General features: G+C 54.1%; 10 protein-coding genes. 5 read left to right on the top strand and 5 right to left on the bottom strand.

Annotated features, from left to right (window positions below; translation table 11 throughout):
• The first annotated feature begins 2 nt into the window (after positions 1-2).
• A complete protein-coding gene (locus AC6CHM_RS18035) occupies positions 3-1,595 on the top strand; it encodes a GMC family oxidoreductase (protein ID WP_498173934.1) in 1,593 nt (530 codons plus the stop codon).
• On the opposite strand, the gene fhuB is transcribed toward AC6CHM_RS18035, so the two are convergent.
• The 5 genes from fhuB to AC6CHM_RS18010 form a co-directional block, all read right to left on the bottom strand.
• Positions 1,596-3,578 carry a Fe(3+)-hydroxamate ABC transporter permease FhuB gene (fhuB, locus tag AC6CHM_RS18030; RefSeq protein ID WP_498173933.1) on the bottom strand — a complete coding sequence of 661 codons (1,983 nt, stop codon included), beginning with the start codon at positions 3,576-3,578 and terminating at the stop codon, positions 1,596-1,598.
• Complete coding sequence (locus tag AC6CHM_RS18025) at positions 3,571-4,455, bottom strand: iron-siderophore ABC transporter substrate-binding protein (protein WP_337354902.1); 885 nt, start codon at positions 4,453-4,455, stop codon at positions 3,571-3,573. The genes fhuB and AC6CHM_RS18025 overlap by 8 nt, the downstream gene beginning before the upstream one ends.
• A gap of 68 nt (positions 4,456-4,523) precedes the next feature.
• Positions 4,524-6,677 (bottom strand): TonB-dependent siderophore receptor, encoded by a 2,154-nt coding sequence (locus tag AC6CHM_RS18020; RefSeq protein WP_498173932.1) that lies wholly within the window; start codon positions 6,675-6,677, stop codon positions 4,524-4,526.
• A 162-nt stretch (positions 6,678-6,839) separates the two neighbouring features.
• Positions 6,840-7,721, bottom strand: a complete 882-nt coding sequence (locus tag AC6CHM_RS18015) for a helix-turn-helix domain-containing protein (RefSeq protein WP_498173931.1) — start codon at positions 7,719-7,721, stop codon at positions 6,840-6,842.
• A gap of 96 nt (positions 7,722-7,817) precedes the next feature.
• A complete protein-coding gene (locus AC6CHM_RS18010; RefSeq protein WP_115053372.1) occupies positions 7,818-8,885 on the bottom strand; it encodes a siderophore-interacting protein in 1,068 nt (355 codons plus the stop codon).
• A 288-nt stretch (positions 8,886-9,173) separates the two neighbouring features.
• Between AC6CHM_RS18010 and AC6CHM_RS18005 the strand changes: the two genes are divergently transcribed.
• The 4 genes from AC6CHM_RS18005 to AC6CHM_RS17990 all read left to right on the top strand — a co-directional run bounded on the left by AC6CHM_RS18005 (position 9,174) and on the right by AC6CHM_RS17990 (position 13,571).
• On the top strand, positions 9,174-9,650 hold the full coding sequence (locus tag AC6CHM_RS18005; RefSeq protein WP_307275560.1) for a MarR family winged helix-turn-helix transcriptional regulator: 477 nt from the start codon (positions 9,174-9,176) through the stop codon (positions 9,648-9,650).
• A 65-nt stretch (positions 9,651-9,715) separates the two neighbouring features.
• On the top strand, positions 9,716-11,341 hold the full coding sequence (locus tag AC6CHM_RS18000) for an AMP-binding protein (RefSeq protein ID WP_498173930.1): 1,626 nt from the start codon (positions 9,716-9,718) through the stop codon (positions 11,339-11,341).
• 106 nt (positions 11,342-11,447) lie between these two features.
• Positions 11,448-12,578: an ABC transporter substrate-binding protein gene (locus tag AC6CHM_RS17995; RefSeq protein ID WP_307275568.1), complete on the top strand. Its 1,131-nt coding sequence runs from the start codon at positions 11,448-11,450 to the stop codon at positions 12,576-12,578.
• Between the two features lie 78 nt (positions 12,579-12,656).
• A complete protein-coding gene (locus tag AC6CHM_RS17990) occupies positions 12,657-13,571 on the top strand; it encodes a branched-chain amino acid ABC transporter permease (RefSeq protein WP_498173929.1) in 915 nt (304 codons plus the stop codon).
• Positions 13,572-13,575: the final 4 nt, after the last annotated feature.

The raw sequence follows: 13,575 nt of genomic DNA, 5'->3' as shown, positions 1-13,575 counted from the left end.
TCATGAACGACCTCTATGATTACGTCATTGTCGGTGCCGGCACGGCGGGGTGTACCCTTGCAAACCGTCTATCGGAAAACAAAGATGTCTCCGTATTGTTGCTGGAGGCAGGCGGCAGGGATAATTATCACTGGATCCATATTCCCGTGGGCTATCTCTATTGTATCTCAAATCCGCGCACCGACTGGTGCTTTTCGACCGAGGCTGAAGCGGGATTGAACGGGCGTTCCCTCGCCTATCCTCGCGGCAAGGTTCTTGGCGGATGTTCATCCATCAACGGCATGATTTATATGCGCGGTCAGGCCCGCGATTATGATCTTTGGCGGCAGGACGGATGCACCGGATGGGGCTGGAATGATGTGCTTCCCTATTTTAAAAAATCGGAAGATTACTATCTCGGCGCAGATGAATTTCATGGTGCAGGCGGCGAATGGCGCGTGGAAGAAGCGCGGCTTCACTGGGATATTCTGGATGCTTTCAGGGACGCAGCGGAGGCGGCGGGAATACCGCGAACCGACGATTTCAACCGCGGCGACAATGAAGGCTCGTCCTACTTCAAGGTCAATCAGAAGCGCGGCATCCGATGGAATACCTCGAAAGCATTCCTGCGCCCAGCTAAGAACCGCTCCAATCTCACGGTCAAGACCGGCGCGCATGTTCGCAAGCTCATTCTTGATGGTTTAAGCATCAAAGGCATTGAGTTCGAACAGGCTGGCATGTTGCGCACGGTGCAGTGCCGGCGCGAAGTCATTCTTTCCGCAGGCTCGGTCGGATCGCCGCAAATCCTGGAACTATCCGGCATAGGCCGAGGCGACATTTTGCAGGCAGCCGGTATTGAGACGGTGTTGGAGCGCCGCAACGTAGGGGAGAATTTGCAGGATCATCTGCAACTGCGCTGTGCTTACAAAGTAACGGGTATTCCGACGCTTAATGAGAAGGCCAACCGGCTGATGGGGAAGGCTTCAATTGCTTTGGAATATCTTGTGCGCCAATCGGGGCCCATGTCGATGGCACCCAGTCAGCTTGGCGTATTCACCCGTTCAGATCCGTCATTCGCCACTGCCAATCTGCAATATCACGTCCAGCCACTATCGCTCGAAAAATTTGGCGAAAATGTTCACGCTTTTCCGGCCTTTACGGCGAGTGTCTGTAATCTGCGCCCGGACAGCCGGGGAACGATCCATATCAAATCGCCTGATCATCGCGCCCATCCGGCGATACGGCCGAACTACCTGACCACCGAAAGCGACCGGCAGGTCGCCGCTGACTCTATTCGCATCACGCGCAACATAGTCGCGCAAAAACCGCTGCAAAAATTCAAGCCGGAAGAATTCAAACCGGGGCCACAATATCAGACCGATGCCGAATTGTTTGAGGCTGCTGGCGCGATCGGAACCACAATTTTTCACCCGGCAGGAACATGCCGGATGGGGGCTGATACGGACTCCGTTGTGGACCCGCAATTGCGGGTGCGCGGCATTCAAGGTCTTCGCATTGCCGATGCTTCGATCATGCCATCGATAGTTTCCGGCAACACGAACTCGCCGACAATCATGATTGCCGAAAAAGCCGCCGACATGATTATGCGCGGCTGATCAGTTTCGACCGCCTTTGCTTAGCAGCCATATCAAATACGGCCCCGAAATCAGCGATGCGAACAGCCCGAGCGGCAGCTGATAGGGGAATGCCACCATGCGGGCAAGCCAATCCGATAAGACCATGAGACAAGCTCCGATCAGCATGGCTCCGATGAGGCCCGTCAATGGTCTATGCAGCCCGATCAGACGCGCAAGATGCGGTGCAATCAGACCGACAAAACTCAAAGGGCCAACGAAAAGCGATGCAACTGCGGTCAGGCACGCCGATAGTATGATCAGTATGCCGCGGCTCATCCGAATAGGCAGCCCCGTTTCCAAACCGACAGGCCGCCCCAATGGCAGCATATCAAGCCAGCGCGTGGTGAAAACAAGCGGCAACACCAGAAGGACAAGCGCAACCAACGCCACCCACACTTCTTCCGGCAGGCGCTCTGCGGATGAACCGCTAACCCATCCGAGCAGCATGAAGGCCTGCGGGCTTCCCGTGGCAATAATTGCAGTCAATATGGCGCTGCACAAAGCACCCATCGCTATGCCGGAAAGCAAGAGGCGCTCAGGCCCAAAGCCGCTGCGCGCTGACATTGCCAGCATGAAGGCTAAAACGATAATTGAACCCGCCATGGCGCCGGCCAATAGAACAATCTGATTTGGGGCCGAAAGCAACATAAGGGGCACGGCAATCCCGACGCCCGCGCCTGTACCAACGCCCAAAATTTCGGGGCTGGCGAGAAGATTGGCGGTAACACGCTGCATGACCTGCCCTGCGGCGGCAAGCATCGCACCCGATGCTGCAGCTATCACCGTCCGCGGCCAGCGCCACGGCAAAAGATCGGCAAGGAGTTCGCCGCGCGCGATTACCCAGCCTTCCGGGCCGCGCCCCAGCACGAGTGCGATCCCGGCAGCTAAACCCGTGAGGATGACAAGCACGGCAACCGTCCATGCTGGCCTGCGTGCGCGCGGGGATGGCGCAGGTTTGGCATTGAGCGAAGGCCATTCAAACATGCGCAATCGCGGCAGCAGCCAAAGAAGCAATGGACCTCCAAGCAGTGCTGTCGCAGCACCTGTTGGAATACGCTCGCCGCCGGAGCCGGCAGCCAGTTGCACAAACCCATCCGCCAACCAAAGCAGGATCGCGCCAACCAGCGGGGCCGCCGCCAACATTTGCCGTGGTGAGCGCGCGCCTGTCAGTCGTGCCAGAGCTGGCGCGGCGAGTCCGACAAAGCCGATAATACCAACTTCGGCAGTAACGCTTGTTGCAAGCCAGACGGCAAGTCCAATAACGAGAAAACGCGTACCATGAAGAGCTACACCAAGGTTTTTGGCGCTGGCGTCATCCAGACCGAGAATGGATAACGGGCGCAGCAGAACGATGGATGCTGCACACGCAAGCAGAATTTTCCAGATAATTCCCGATACGGGCACCCAACTTTGCTGAGCCAGCGATCCCCCGCCCCAAATGAATAGTGAAAACATGTATTCGCCATTGGCAAGGATAAGTGCCGCACTTGCCGCTGTCGCGGTCAGCGAAACCATCATCCCGGCCAGAACCACGGAAACGGGTTCGAGACCGCGCTGCCATGTCAGCGACAGAATGAGCGCAACGGCGATAAGTCCGCCTGCCAGGGCAACGGCTTCTCGTCCACCTTCCATAAGCGCCGGGAAGTAAAGCATGGCTATCGCCATCGCCAGTTGCGCGCCCGCCGAAATCCCGAGGGTCGAGGGTTCTGCCAAGGGATTGCGCAATACCCTCTGGAGCAAGGCTCCCGAAAAGCCGAGCGCCGCACCACAAAGAATTGCCATTGCGCTGCGAGGCAAAATGGAATCCATCAAAATGAGCTTTTGCAATCCTGCAAATTCCGGCGCGACACGTGTGGCGAGGCTAAACTGCGCGGTGATCTGCCCGGCAAAAAGCGATGCGGCAACAATCAGCAATGCACCCCAGAGCAGCAGCCCTCTATTAAGCGCTTTAGGCTCAATCATTGCTGGCACTGCCTGAAAAAAGCGACGAGCCCGCAAACAGTCTCGCGAAACGGCGGGCAGCGGGCAAGCCGCCAAAATGGTTGATCGGGTCAAGCGTTGCCACCCTGCCCGCCTTCACAGCGGGAAGAGCATTCCATAAACCGCTTTGCGGCAGTAGGTTTTCCGCTTCCGGCGGGACAGGCCCCACAATAAGGATCGAAGCTTCCGGCACGCCAGCGAGTGCCTCCATTCCAACGGGTGCGGCGGCGGAATAGCTGCTTTCCTGTCCCCATGCATTGGTAAAACCCAGCCGCCCGGCGACGTCGCCGAACATGCTATCAGCCCCAAACGCCCGAAAATGCCGGGCGTCGCCAATATTGATAATGAAAAGCGGGCGGGTAGCATGATACTTCAAGCGCATCCGCAGGTCCAAGATCAGCGCCGATGTCTCTGCAACATAAGCGGCAGCTTCTTCCCTACGGCCAAGTTTGTCACCAAGCCCCAATGCAACTTTTTCGGCAAGCCCGTAGGGCGGCGTTCCCGGCTCATAAACTGTCATTGAAAATACAGGCGCAACCTTCTCCAGGCTGGCTCGCCGGTATTCATAAAAATTGGAACTGAGAATAATGTCCGGCGCAGCCATGCGCAGCATTTCGAAGTTAGGCGTGCCACGCAATCCAAGATCAGCGACGCTTTCGGGTACATGCGGTTCGACCGCAATGGATCGAAACTGGAGAAGCTCAGTGGCAGCAACAGGGACGATGCCGATGGCAAGAGCCGTCTCCAGCATCGCCCAATCGACGATGGCGATGCGCTTTTCCTGCCCCCATGCCGACCGGTCAGGCAAAATCGCTGCCATCGATAGAGCAAGTACGGCACGTCGGTTTATGACAATCATCAAAGTACTTTGTCTGAAATCGGATCACCAGGCCATCTGGTGATCCCGCAAGCAATTATAAACGACGCTCACCAGGTCATGTGAGCTTTGAGAAGCGCTTTACGTCCTTCACCATAGGCACAGACATTTACACCCTGACAGCCTGAAACAAACTCTTTATCGAAAACATTGGTGACATTCAGATCAACGCCCCAATTGTCTTTCTTGTAGCCGATCTTCAGGTCAAGCAGAGTCACGTCCGGAACTTTAAGCGTATTGGCTTTGTCTGCGTAGCTGGAGCCTACATAACGGACACCAGCGCCGAGCGCCAGCCCTGCAAGTTTCCCGGTTGGAACCGTATATTGAGCAAAAACAGAGGCTTGAGTCTCTGGCAGAAGATATGGACGCTTGCCGATAATGCTTTCATCGGCATCATCCTTCACTTCCAGATCATAAGCGGTGAAAGCTGCTGTTACTTTCCACGCATCATTGATATTTGCCTGGGCTTCGATCTCAAAGCCGCGAGAATTTACCTCGCCTATCTGCGTTTCCTGCCGGAAGCCGCCCGTTACAACATTCTTCTTCGTAAGATCGAATAGCGACGCGGTAATTAGCCCGTCAAACCATTCAGGACGATACTTCACGCCAACTTCATATTGCTGACCCGTTTCCGGCTTGAAAAATTCGAGATTGCCGGTAACGCCAATCTCAGGACTGAAAAAAGTTGCAATACTGGCATAGGGCGTAATGCCATTGGCGAAATCATAGGCAATCCCAGCCCGTCCACTCGCCCGACCTTCATTGCCCTTATAGGTTGGAAGCCCGGTAGCTTCTGTGTCTACATAATCATAACGCCCGTTCAACGTAACCAGCCAGCCGTCGCCGAACCGCAACTGATCCTGAGCATAAATCCCGACCTGATGCTGCTTTATCACCTGATCGATATAGGGCTCTCCAAGAGAAGCTTGTGGAGCACCGTGGACCGGATCACCTGCGCTGATCGGCGTACCGCTACCGCTTATCTGTACCTGATCGATATTAAAGTATTTATACTCAGCGCCGAACAGCAGGGTGTGTTCAATCGCACCCGTATTAACAACCCCTTCCAGCTGATTGTCGATCAGAACATTGTTTACAGTCGTATCGTGTTCGAAATCTATCCGCGACAGATTATCGGTGAGGTCTGGTTGTTCTGCAAAACCAAATGGACCACTTGCATAGCCAAATGCGTAGAGCGAGTGTTCTTTGACACTGCTATGGCCGTAGCGGGCATTTTGACGAAACGTCCAGTCATTGTCGAATTCATGCTCAAACTCGTAGCCGATCGAGGCTTGTTCTCGATTGTATCGATCAATTGACGGTTCCGTGAAATTTGATTTCGGGTCGATCTTTCCAAATTTGGTGGGTACCACAGTGCCGTAATAGGGCAGGAAACCGCCGCCATCATGGGTAGCATCAAGGTGGGTATAGTTGGCGCTCAGTGTCAGCTTGGTTGCATCATCCGGCTTCCAGGTAATGCTTGGATTGATGACGCCACGAAATTCTTCGGAAAAATCCGTGTAATTGTCGCCGCCGCCAATCTTGCCGTTAATGCGGTAGTCAACCGCGTCTGAAGCCTTATCGCCAATGTCAAAGCCAATATATCCGTTTCCATAGCTATTAATGCCGGTTTCGACATAACGGATACGCTCACCATTCGGTCGCTTGCTGATATAATTGACGATACCACCGGGATTGCTCCCGCCATAAAGAACAGACGCAGGGCCCTTCAAAACCTCGATGCGCTCGATCCCAAAGGAGTCGATGAGGAAGCCTCCAAAGCCGTAGCTGAAGTTCTGTAGACCATCGAGATAAGTGCCCTTCGCGGTCGCATCGAAACCGCGAATGTAAATCCAGTTCGTATCATTATCGACACCGAATGGTTGCGCAAATACACCTGCGCTGTAGCGCAATGCCTCATCGATTTTCTGGGCGCCCTGCGCGTCAATCTGGTCTCGTCCAACAATCGAAACTGACTGGGGTATATCTTCAATCGACGTGCTGGTTTTTGAGCCGGTAGCGGTACGCTTTGGCACGAACCCTGTTAGCGGGCCGGTAGCGGAGCCATCCCCACCGCTTTCTATAACGATCTCATTCAAACGGATAGTAGAGTCGGCTGTTTGAGCATTCGCCGCCGACAAGGATAACAAAGCAGCCGAACTGCCCAACAATAATATAAGTGATGATTTGTATGTACTGCGCATGATAAGCCCCTGCAAATGCCCGCCAACGCGACCTGCCGGTGGATGAACCAGTCATTTATCGCGTATAATATAAGTTGAGTTCATATATCAACTTATTGCCGCAGGATTGATGCTTTCTGCTGTAATTTGAATGTTTTTGGTCCGTTATTCAGCGTGGTGGTATCAGCTACGCTCTCGCTGCCATACGGCTGGTGTCACGCCGACCAAGCGCTTGAACACGCGCGTCAGATGCGCCTGATCAGAAAAACCGGTAGCTGAGGCAACATTCGTCAAAGAGGCATTTGATTTGCTCAACAGCAATTGTACTTTCCTGATGCGCGCACTCATTTGCCATTGATGCGGTGCAACGCCCGTGGACGCTTTGAACGCGTGGCTGAAATAGGATTGGGAAAGACCGGCCAGATCAGCAAGTTCCTGCAAGCGGATATTTCGCAGGCAATGTTCCTCGATATAAGTTGTGACGGCGCGCAGTTGCCGCGGCGATAATTGACTGCGTTGACGTTTCTTTATCTCGCCTATTTGAAAAAGTTCGACAAAAAGAGCCATCGTCAAACCATCGCCATAGAGAGCGTGGAGCGGTCGCTCGCTGACACATTCGTCAGCTATCAGCCGGGAAAGAGATGCTATTTTATCATTGGAGAACATGATGCGGGGGATGGAGAGCCTGTCGCCGATGAATTCATCGGCAAAACGCCGCCGCAAAGTACCTACGTCAAGATGCAGATCCAGGTGCCGCAAATATTGTACATTCTCAAGGTGCCCCCAAATGGGCAATCCTGCTGGAATGTAACTCATGGAATGCGGTGTACATGCTTGGCTGACCCACCGGATTGCCGGGTTAAGAGACAGGTTGAAATTGCCGGGACCGGACTTGTCGAGGATGACAAACAGGCGTGGGTCTTCGGAGACATATTCACCATTGGCGTCGGGATCACACCTGACAGACCAGACATCGGCGATCACGCCAGTCCAAGAACGCCACTTGAGTTCCTCAACCAGCGAAATACCTTCTACCCGGCTTGTCATGCGTGGATGGAATGTCATTCCGGCCCCTAGAGCAATTCCAGCAAAAGTGTGAAGCGGTTTTGCATCTGGAATTGCGTAATTACAAAGGTTTAGCTCGCTGTATCAAACAGCGAACTATTCGTCGGCAACGCCGCGTCGCCAGTAGGAAACGACCAAATGTTGCGTTCTTGCAAGCTTCAGATCTTTGCGCACATAATTGCGAATAGCTTTGAAGCCATTAAATTCACAACCTGACCATACAAATATCCGCTCGCCATTTGAAGGTAGCGCGACGGCTTTTACGGCATCCTGAAGCAATGTCATCGTTCCGGCTGCAGCACCGTTGCGATGCAGCCATTGCAGATCAAGGCTGCATTGAGAATTGAAAATTTGCTCGTCCGCAGAACTATCCACCTCGATGCGCGCAACAACTTTCACGTTCCGGGGCAACCGCTCAATGATCCGGCCAATGGCAGGTAAAGCCGTTTCATCGCCTGCCAGCAAATACCAATCCGCGTCATCAGCATCGCCGCCACCTGGGCCCGTCATACCGACGACATCGCCTTCAGCCGCACCCAGCGCCCATTCGGACCCCGGCGTGCCGTCATGTATCACCACATCAATATCAACCTCACCGCTTTCGGGGTTGATATCGCGAATGGTATAAACGCGGGAAATCAACTTGTGATCGCCTTCCGGCCAGACCGGGCGGCCATCCTCACCGGTTACAGGCCATTGCGGAACCTCTATGTCCGCCGGTGGAATAAGAATGCGGACATGCATGCCGCCATAGGCAAACCTCTGCATATCCTTGCCGCACAAGCGCACCCGCCTCATATTCGGGGAAATGCTCTTTGCCGATAGAACACGCATCTCGCGAAAATATGGCAACTGACTTCCTGCTGCACCATGACCAGCCCATATGATTTTGGGGTCTTCCTTACGCGCAAATTCGATAACATGGTCGGCGATGGCATACTTCATATATGCAAGGCCGGTTTCATCGACGCTTTCCGCGCGAAGCAACAAGGATTCTTCGTCGGCTTCGATTGTTGCTGTGCCGTAGCTTAACTCTATCTGGCCCGTGCGTTCCGTCCGCACAACATCGCCATGCTCAGCAAAGTGATCTGCCAATTGATTGAGATAGTGTAGCGGCGTGGGGAGATTGACCCGCGCGGTTGCTGTCAAACGGGTATTCTGCATTATAAATCCTGCCCGACCTCAGAGGGAAACAATCGTTTATGAGCGGGTTGACTAGCGTATATAATATGAGCGTTCAAGTCATATTATATACGAATTGCTCCAAACGGGCTTGCTTCATTCGTTATATTTTCCGTCTCAATCGGCTGAAATTATTTCAACCTTAAAACTTCATACTTGAAATAATTTTGAGCTGTGTCATGCTGCATAAAGTCAGCTTGGAGAAGTCACAGTGGTCAAAGCAAAGCATGGCACGTCTGGAATTAACTTCGCCTCCAACAGTGGTGACCGATGAACGATACTGGCGCTTCGAAAACCGCACAACATACGGGCCTCGGCAACAAGGATCGGCTCCGTTTGTGGATCCGCTTGCTGCGCGCATCGAGAACAATTGAAAACGAATTACGCCTGCGGCTGAAATCTGCATTTGACATGACGCTGCCCCGCTTTGACGTGATGGCCGCGCTTAATCGCGAGCCTGAAGGCCTGCTGATGAGCGACCTTTCGCGCTTTCTGCTGGTCTCGAACGGCAACGTCACGGTGATCGTCGACAGGTTGGTAACGGACGGACTTGTGGTTCGATCCAGCCGCGAGGGTGATCGCCGCACATCGATTGTCAGATTGACCGATTCAGGTTTGACCCTCTTTCGGCAGATCGCAACGGAACACGAAAAATGGGTGGGTGAACTGCTTGGCGGCATTGGCGATGAAGACGCGCGCCATCTTGCTGTCATGCTCAAATCATTTCGCAGCAATTGGGAAACATGAACCAGGCAACATGACCGGACAAAGAAGCCGGGACATGACCGAAAGCAGGCAGGGGAAGCCGCAGAATGCTAGGACCGACAGCTCATACCGATACATTTACGCGGGATAATCTTCCGCCACCAGAACTGTGGCCGGAATTCTGTCTCGATGGATTTGACTATCCCGACTATCTCAATGCCGCGGTCGAGCTGACCGACCGCATGGTGGAAAAAGGCTTTGGTGACCGCACTGCCCTGATCGGCAATGGCCGCAGGCGTAGCTATCGGGAGCTTTCCGAGTGGACCAGCCAGTTGGCTCATGCGCTCGTTGCCAATTATGGTATAAAGCCGGGCAACCGGGTGTTGATCCGCTCTGCCAACAATCCTGCGATGGTGGCTTGCTGGCTTGCGGCCACCAAAGCCGGTGCCGTTGTCGTCAATACGATGCCCATGCTCCGTTCCGGAGAACTGACTAAAATCATCGATAAGGCAGAAATATCGCTGGCACTTTGCGACACGCGCCTGATGGATGAGTTGATTGCCTGCGCCAAGGACAGCGTATTTCTCAAGCAAGTGATCGGCTTTGACGGCACCGCCAGCCATGACGCAGAGCTTGATCGCGCCGCCTTGGGCAAACCTCACGAATTTTCTGCTGTGCAGACCGGCCGAGACGACGTTGCATTGCTCGGGTTTACTTCGGGCACCACCGGTGTGCCCAAGGCCACCATGCATTTCCATCGCGATCTTCTTATCATCGCCGATGCCTATGCAAAGGAAGTGCTGGGTGTCACACCGGACGATGTATTCGTCGGTTCGCCACCTTTGGCCTTCACCTTCGGTCTCGGCGGTCTTGCAATCTTCCCGCTGCGGTTCGGAGCAGCCGCAACTTTGCTGGAGAATGCCACTCCACCCAATATGATCGAAATCATTGAAACTTATAAGGCAACAATAAGCTTTACCGCTCCAACGGCTTATCGGGCCATGCTGAAAGCTATGGATGAGGGAGCGGATCTTTCCTCCCTGCGAGTGGCTGTTTCGGCGGGCGAAACTCTTCCCGGCCCTGTCTTTGAAGAATGGACGAAAAAGACTGGCAGGCCGATTCTCGATGGCATTGGCGCTACGGAAATGTTGCACATTTTCATTTCCAATCGGTTTGCCGACCTGATGCCCTCTTCCACCGGAAAGCCGGTGAGCGGCTATACCGCCCGGATCGTGGACAAGGACATGCGCGAGGTGCCTCGGGGCACAGTCGGCAAACTTGCAGTGCGCGGACCGACGGGATGCCGCTATATGGCCGACGACCGTCAGACCGAATATGTCCGCGACGGCTGGAACCTGACCGGCGACGCCTTTTATCAGGATGAGGACGGATTCTTCCACTTCGCGGCGCGCTCGGACGATATCATCCTGACAGCCGGCTATAATGTAGCCGGTCCCGAGGTGGAAGCGGCCCTGCTATCGCACCCTGAAGTTCTCGAATGCGCGGTCGTTGGCCAACCGGACAATGAGCGTGGGCAGATCGTCGAGGCATTCGTCGTTCTGATCGAGGGAACGACGCGGGATGATGCCACTATCAAGCGTTTGCAGGATTACGTGAAGACGCTGATTGCGCCCTATAAATATCCGCGTTCCGTGAAGTTTATTGACAGTCTACCAAAGACCCAGACCGGCAAAGTACAACGATTCAGGCTGCGAGCAGGAGAGGCACCGTAAGGACTCTTATCAGAGGTTGAACTCTGTCTGGAATTCTGGAAAGTTCGCTCACCGCTCCACGGCCAAACAACAACAAATAATGGGAACACCTATAAAGGGGAATGATATGAAGAAAATTCTGGCAACCAGTATGTTAAGCCTTGCATTGGCCAGTGCTGCCTATGCGGAACCGGTAAAAATCGGCGTTATAACCACGCTTTCCGGTGGTGGAGCCGGTCTTGGTATCGACATGCGCGATGCCTTCACTCTGGCCATGAAGCAATCCGGCAACAAGGATATCGAGCTTGTTATCGAGGACGATGCGCAAAAGCCGGAAATTGCCGTGCAGCTGGCGGAAAAAATGATCCAGAGCGACAAGGTGGACCTTCTCACAGGCATCATCTGGTCCAATCTTGCCATGGCTGTTGTGCCCAATACTGTGGCGCAGGATATTATCTATCTTTCGCCAAATGCCGGTCCGTCTGCATTGGCAGGTGCGAACTGCAACGCAAACTATTTCAACGTCGCCTATCAGAATGACAATTTTCATGAAGCCATGGGCCAGTACGCCAACAAGGACTACAAAAAGACCTTCATTCTTGCGCCCAACTATCCTGCAGGCAAGGATGCACTAACTGGTTTCAAACGCTTCTATAAGGGTGAACTTGCCGGCGAGGTCTATACCCAGGTCGGCCAGACAGATTATGCGGCTGAAATCGCACAGATCCGTGATTCAGGTGCCGATTCCGTATTCTTTTTCTTGCCCGGCGGCATGGGAATTTCCTTCATGAAGCAGTACGCGCAATCCGGCGTCAAGACGCCTGTTATGGGACCAGGCTTCTCATTCGATCAGGATGTGCTGGGTGCCATTGGCGATGCAGCGCTCGGTGTGAAGAATTCGGCGACATGGTCGAAAGATCTCGACAATGACGCCAATAAGAAGTTCGTCGAAGCCTTCAAGACCGAATATAAGCGCTTGCCTTCGATCTATGCGGCACAAAGCTGGGATACGGCAAACCTCATTCTTGCAGCCCTGTCGAAAGCCAGCGTAAAGGATAAGGACGCGTTCAAGGCAGCGCTCAAAGCGGCGGACTTCAAGTCGGTGCGCGGAAAATTTGTGTTCAATAATAACAACCATCCGATTCAGAACGTCTATGTGCGCGAAGTGGTGAAGGAGGATGGCGTTTTGACCAATAAGATCGTGGCGACTGCCTTTGAAGACCACAAGGATGCTTACGCAGACAAGTGCAAGATGTAATCCGCATCTGCCACATTGAGCCCGCCGCGCTGCGGCGGGTGTCCTGTTTAACCCTGCGCTGAATCCGGGAACGCTGCCTTGTCCACTGCACTTCTCATCGAGCAACTTCTCAACGGGCTACAGCTCGGAGTGATGCTGTTCCTCATGGCGGCTGGCCTGACGCTGATTTTCGGCGTGATGGGGCTGATAAATCTCGCCCACGGCTCGCTTTATATGATCGGAGCTTTCGCTTGCGCGGTTGTAGCCTCGGCCACAGGTTCGTTTTGGCTGGGGCTCATTGCCAGTCTTACCGCGGCAGCAGCGGCGGGCGCTATTATGGAAGTGGTGGTCATCAGGCGACTATACGACCGTGACCATCTCGATCAGGTCCTGGCGACTTTTGCGCTGATCCTGATCTTCTCGGAAGGATCGCGTTGGATTTTTGGATCCTTTCCGCTTTATCTGGATATTCCGCTCCTTCTGCAGGGAGCTGTTTCTCTGCCCGGAGGCGGGCAATATCAGCTTTACCGCCTTGCCATCATCGCGGTGGGCATTGCTGTCGCGCTTGGACTTTATCTCCTCATTTCGCGCACCAGGCTTGGTATGCGCATAAGAGCGGGCGAGTCTGACCGCGAGATGATCGCAGCGCTCGGAATTGATATCCAGACGCTCTATACCATCGTCTTTGCGCTTGGAGCGGCATTGGCCGGACTGGCAGGCGCATTGGTCGGTGCTTTGCAGTCAGTTCAGGTCGGCATGGGGGAGCCCGTTCTCATCCTCGCTTTCGTGGTCATCGTCATCGGTGGTATCGGCTCCATAAAGGGCGCACTGATTGGCGCTGTTCTTGTCGGCCTCATTGATACAATGGGGCGCTTTCTCTTGCCCAAGACTCTCGCACTGATCCTTCCCGCCGCACAGGCCGGAATGGTCGGTGGCGCACTCGCTTCCATGCTGATCTATATTGTCATGGCCCTGATCCTCGCATTCCGGCCGCGCGGCCTGTTTGCCGCGTAAGGAT

Source organism: Phyllobacterium sp. GQ127, assembly GCF_059758635.1.
Note: the sequence above shows the minus strand (reverse complement) of the source record. Positions and strands in the feature narration are given on the sequence as shown.

Coding starts and splice junctions, on each gene's coding strand:
- AC6CHM_RS18035 (WP_498173934.1), top strand. CDS start 3: ATGAACGACCTCTATGATTACGTCATTGTCGGTGCCGGCACGGCGGGG.
- fhuB (WP_498173933.1), bottom strand. CDS start 3,578: ATGATTGAGCCTAAAGCGCTTAATAGAGGGCTGCTGCTCTGGGGTGCA.
- AC6CHM_RS18025 (WP_337354902.1), bottom strand. CDS start 4,455: ATGATTGTCATAAACCGACGTGCCGTACTTGCTCTATCGATGGCAGCG.
- AC6CHM_RS18020 (WP_498173932.1), bottom strand. CDS start 6,677: ATGCGCAGTACATACAAATCATCACTTATATTATTGTTGGGCAGTTCG.
- AC6CHM_RS18015 (WP_498173931.1), bottom strand. CDS start 7,721: ATGACATTCCATCCACGCATGACAAGCCGGGTAGAAGGTATTTCGCTG.
- AC6CHM_RS18010 (WP_115053372.1), bottom strand. CDS start 8,885: ATGCAGAATACCCGTTTGACAGCAACCGCGCGGGTCAATCTCCCCACG.
- AC6CHM_RS18005 (WP_307275560.1), top strand. CDS start 9,174: ATGAACGATACTGGCGCTTCGAAAACCGCACAACATACGGGCCTCGGC.
- AC6CHM_RS18000 (WP_498173930.1), top strand. CDS start 9,716: ATGCTAGGACCGACAGCTCATACCGATACATTTACGCGGGATAATCTT.
- AC6CHM_RS17995 (WP_307275568.1), top strand. CDS start 11,448: ATGAAGAAAATTCTGGCAACCAGTATGTTAAGCCTTGCATTGGCCAGT.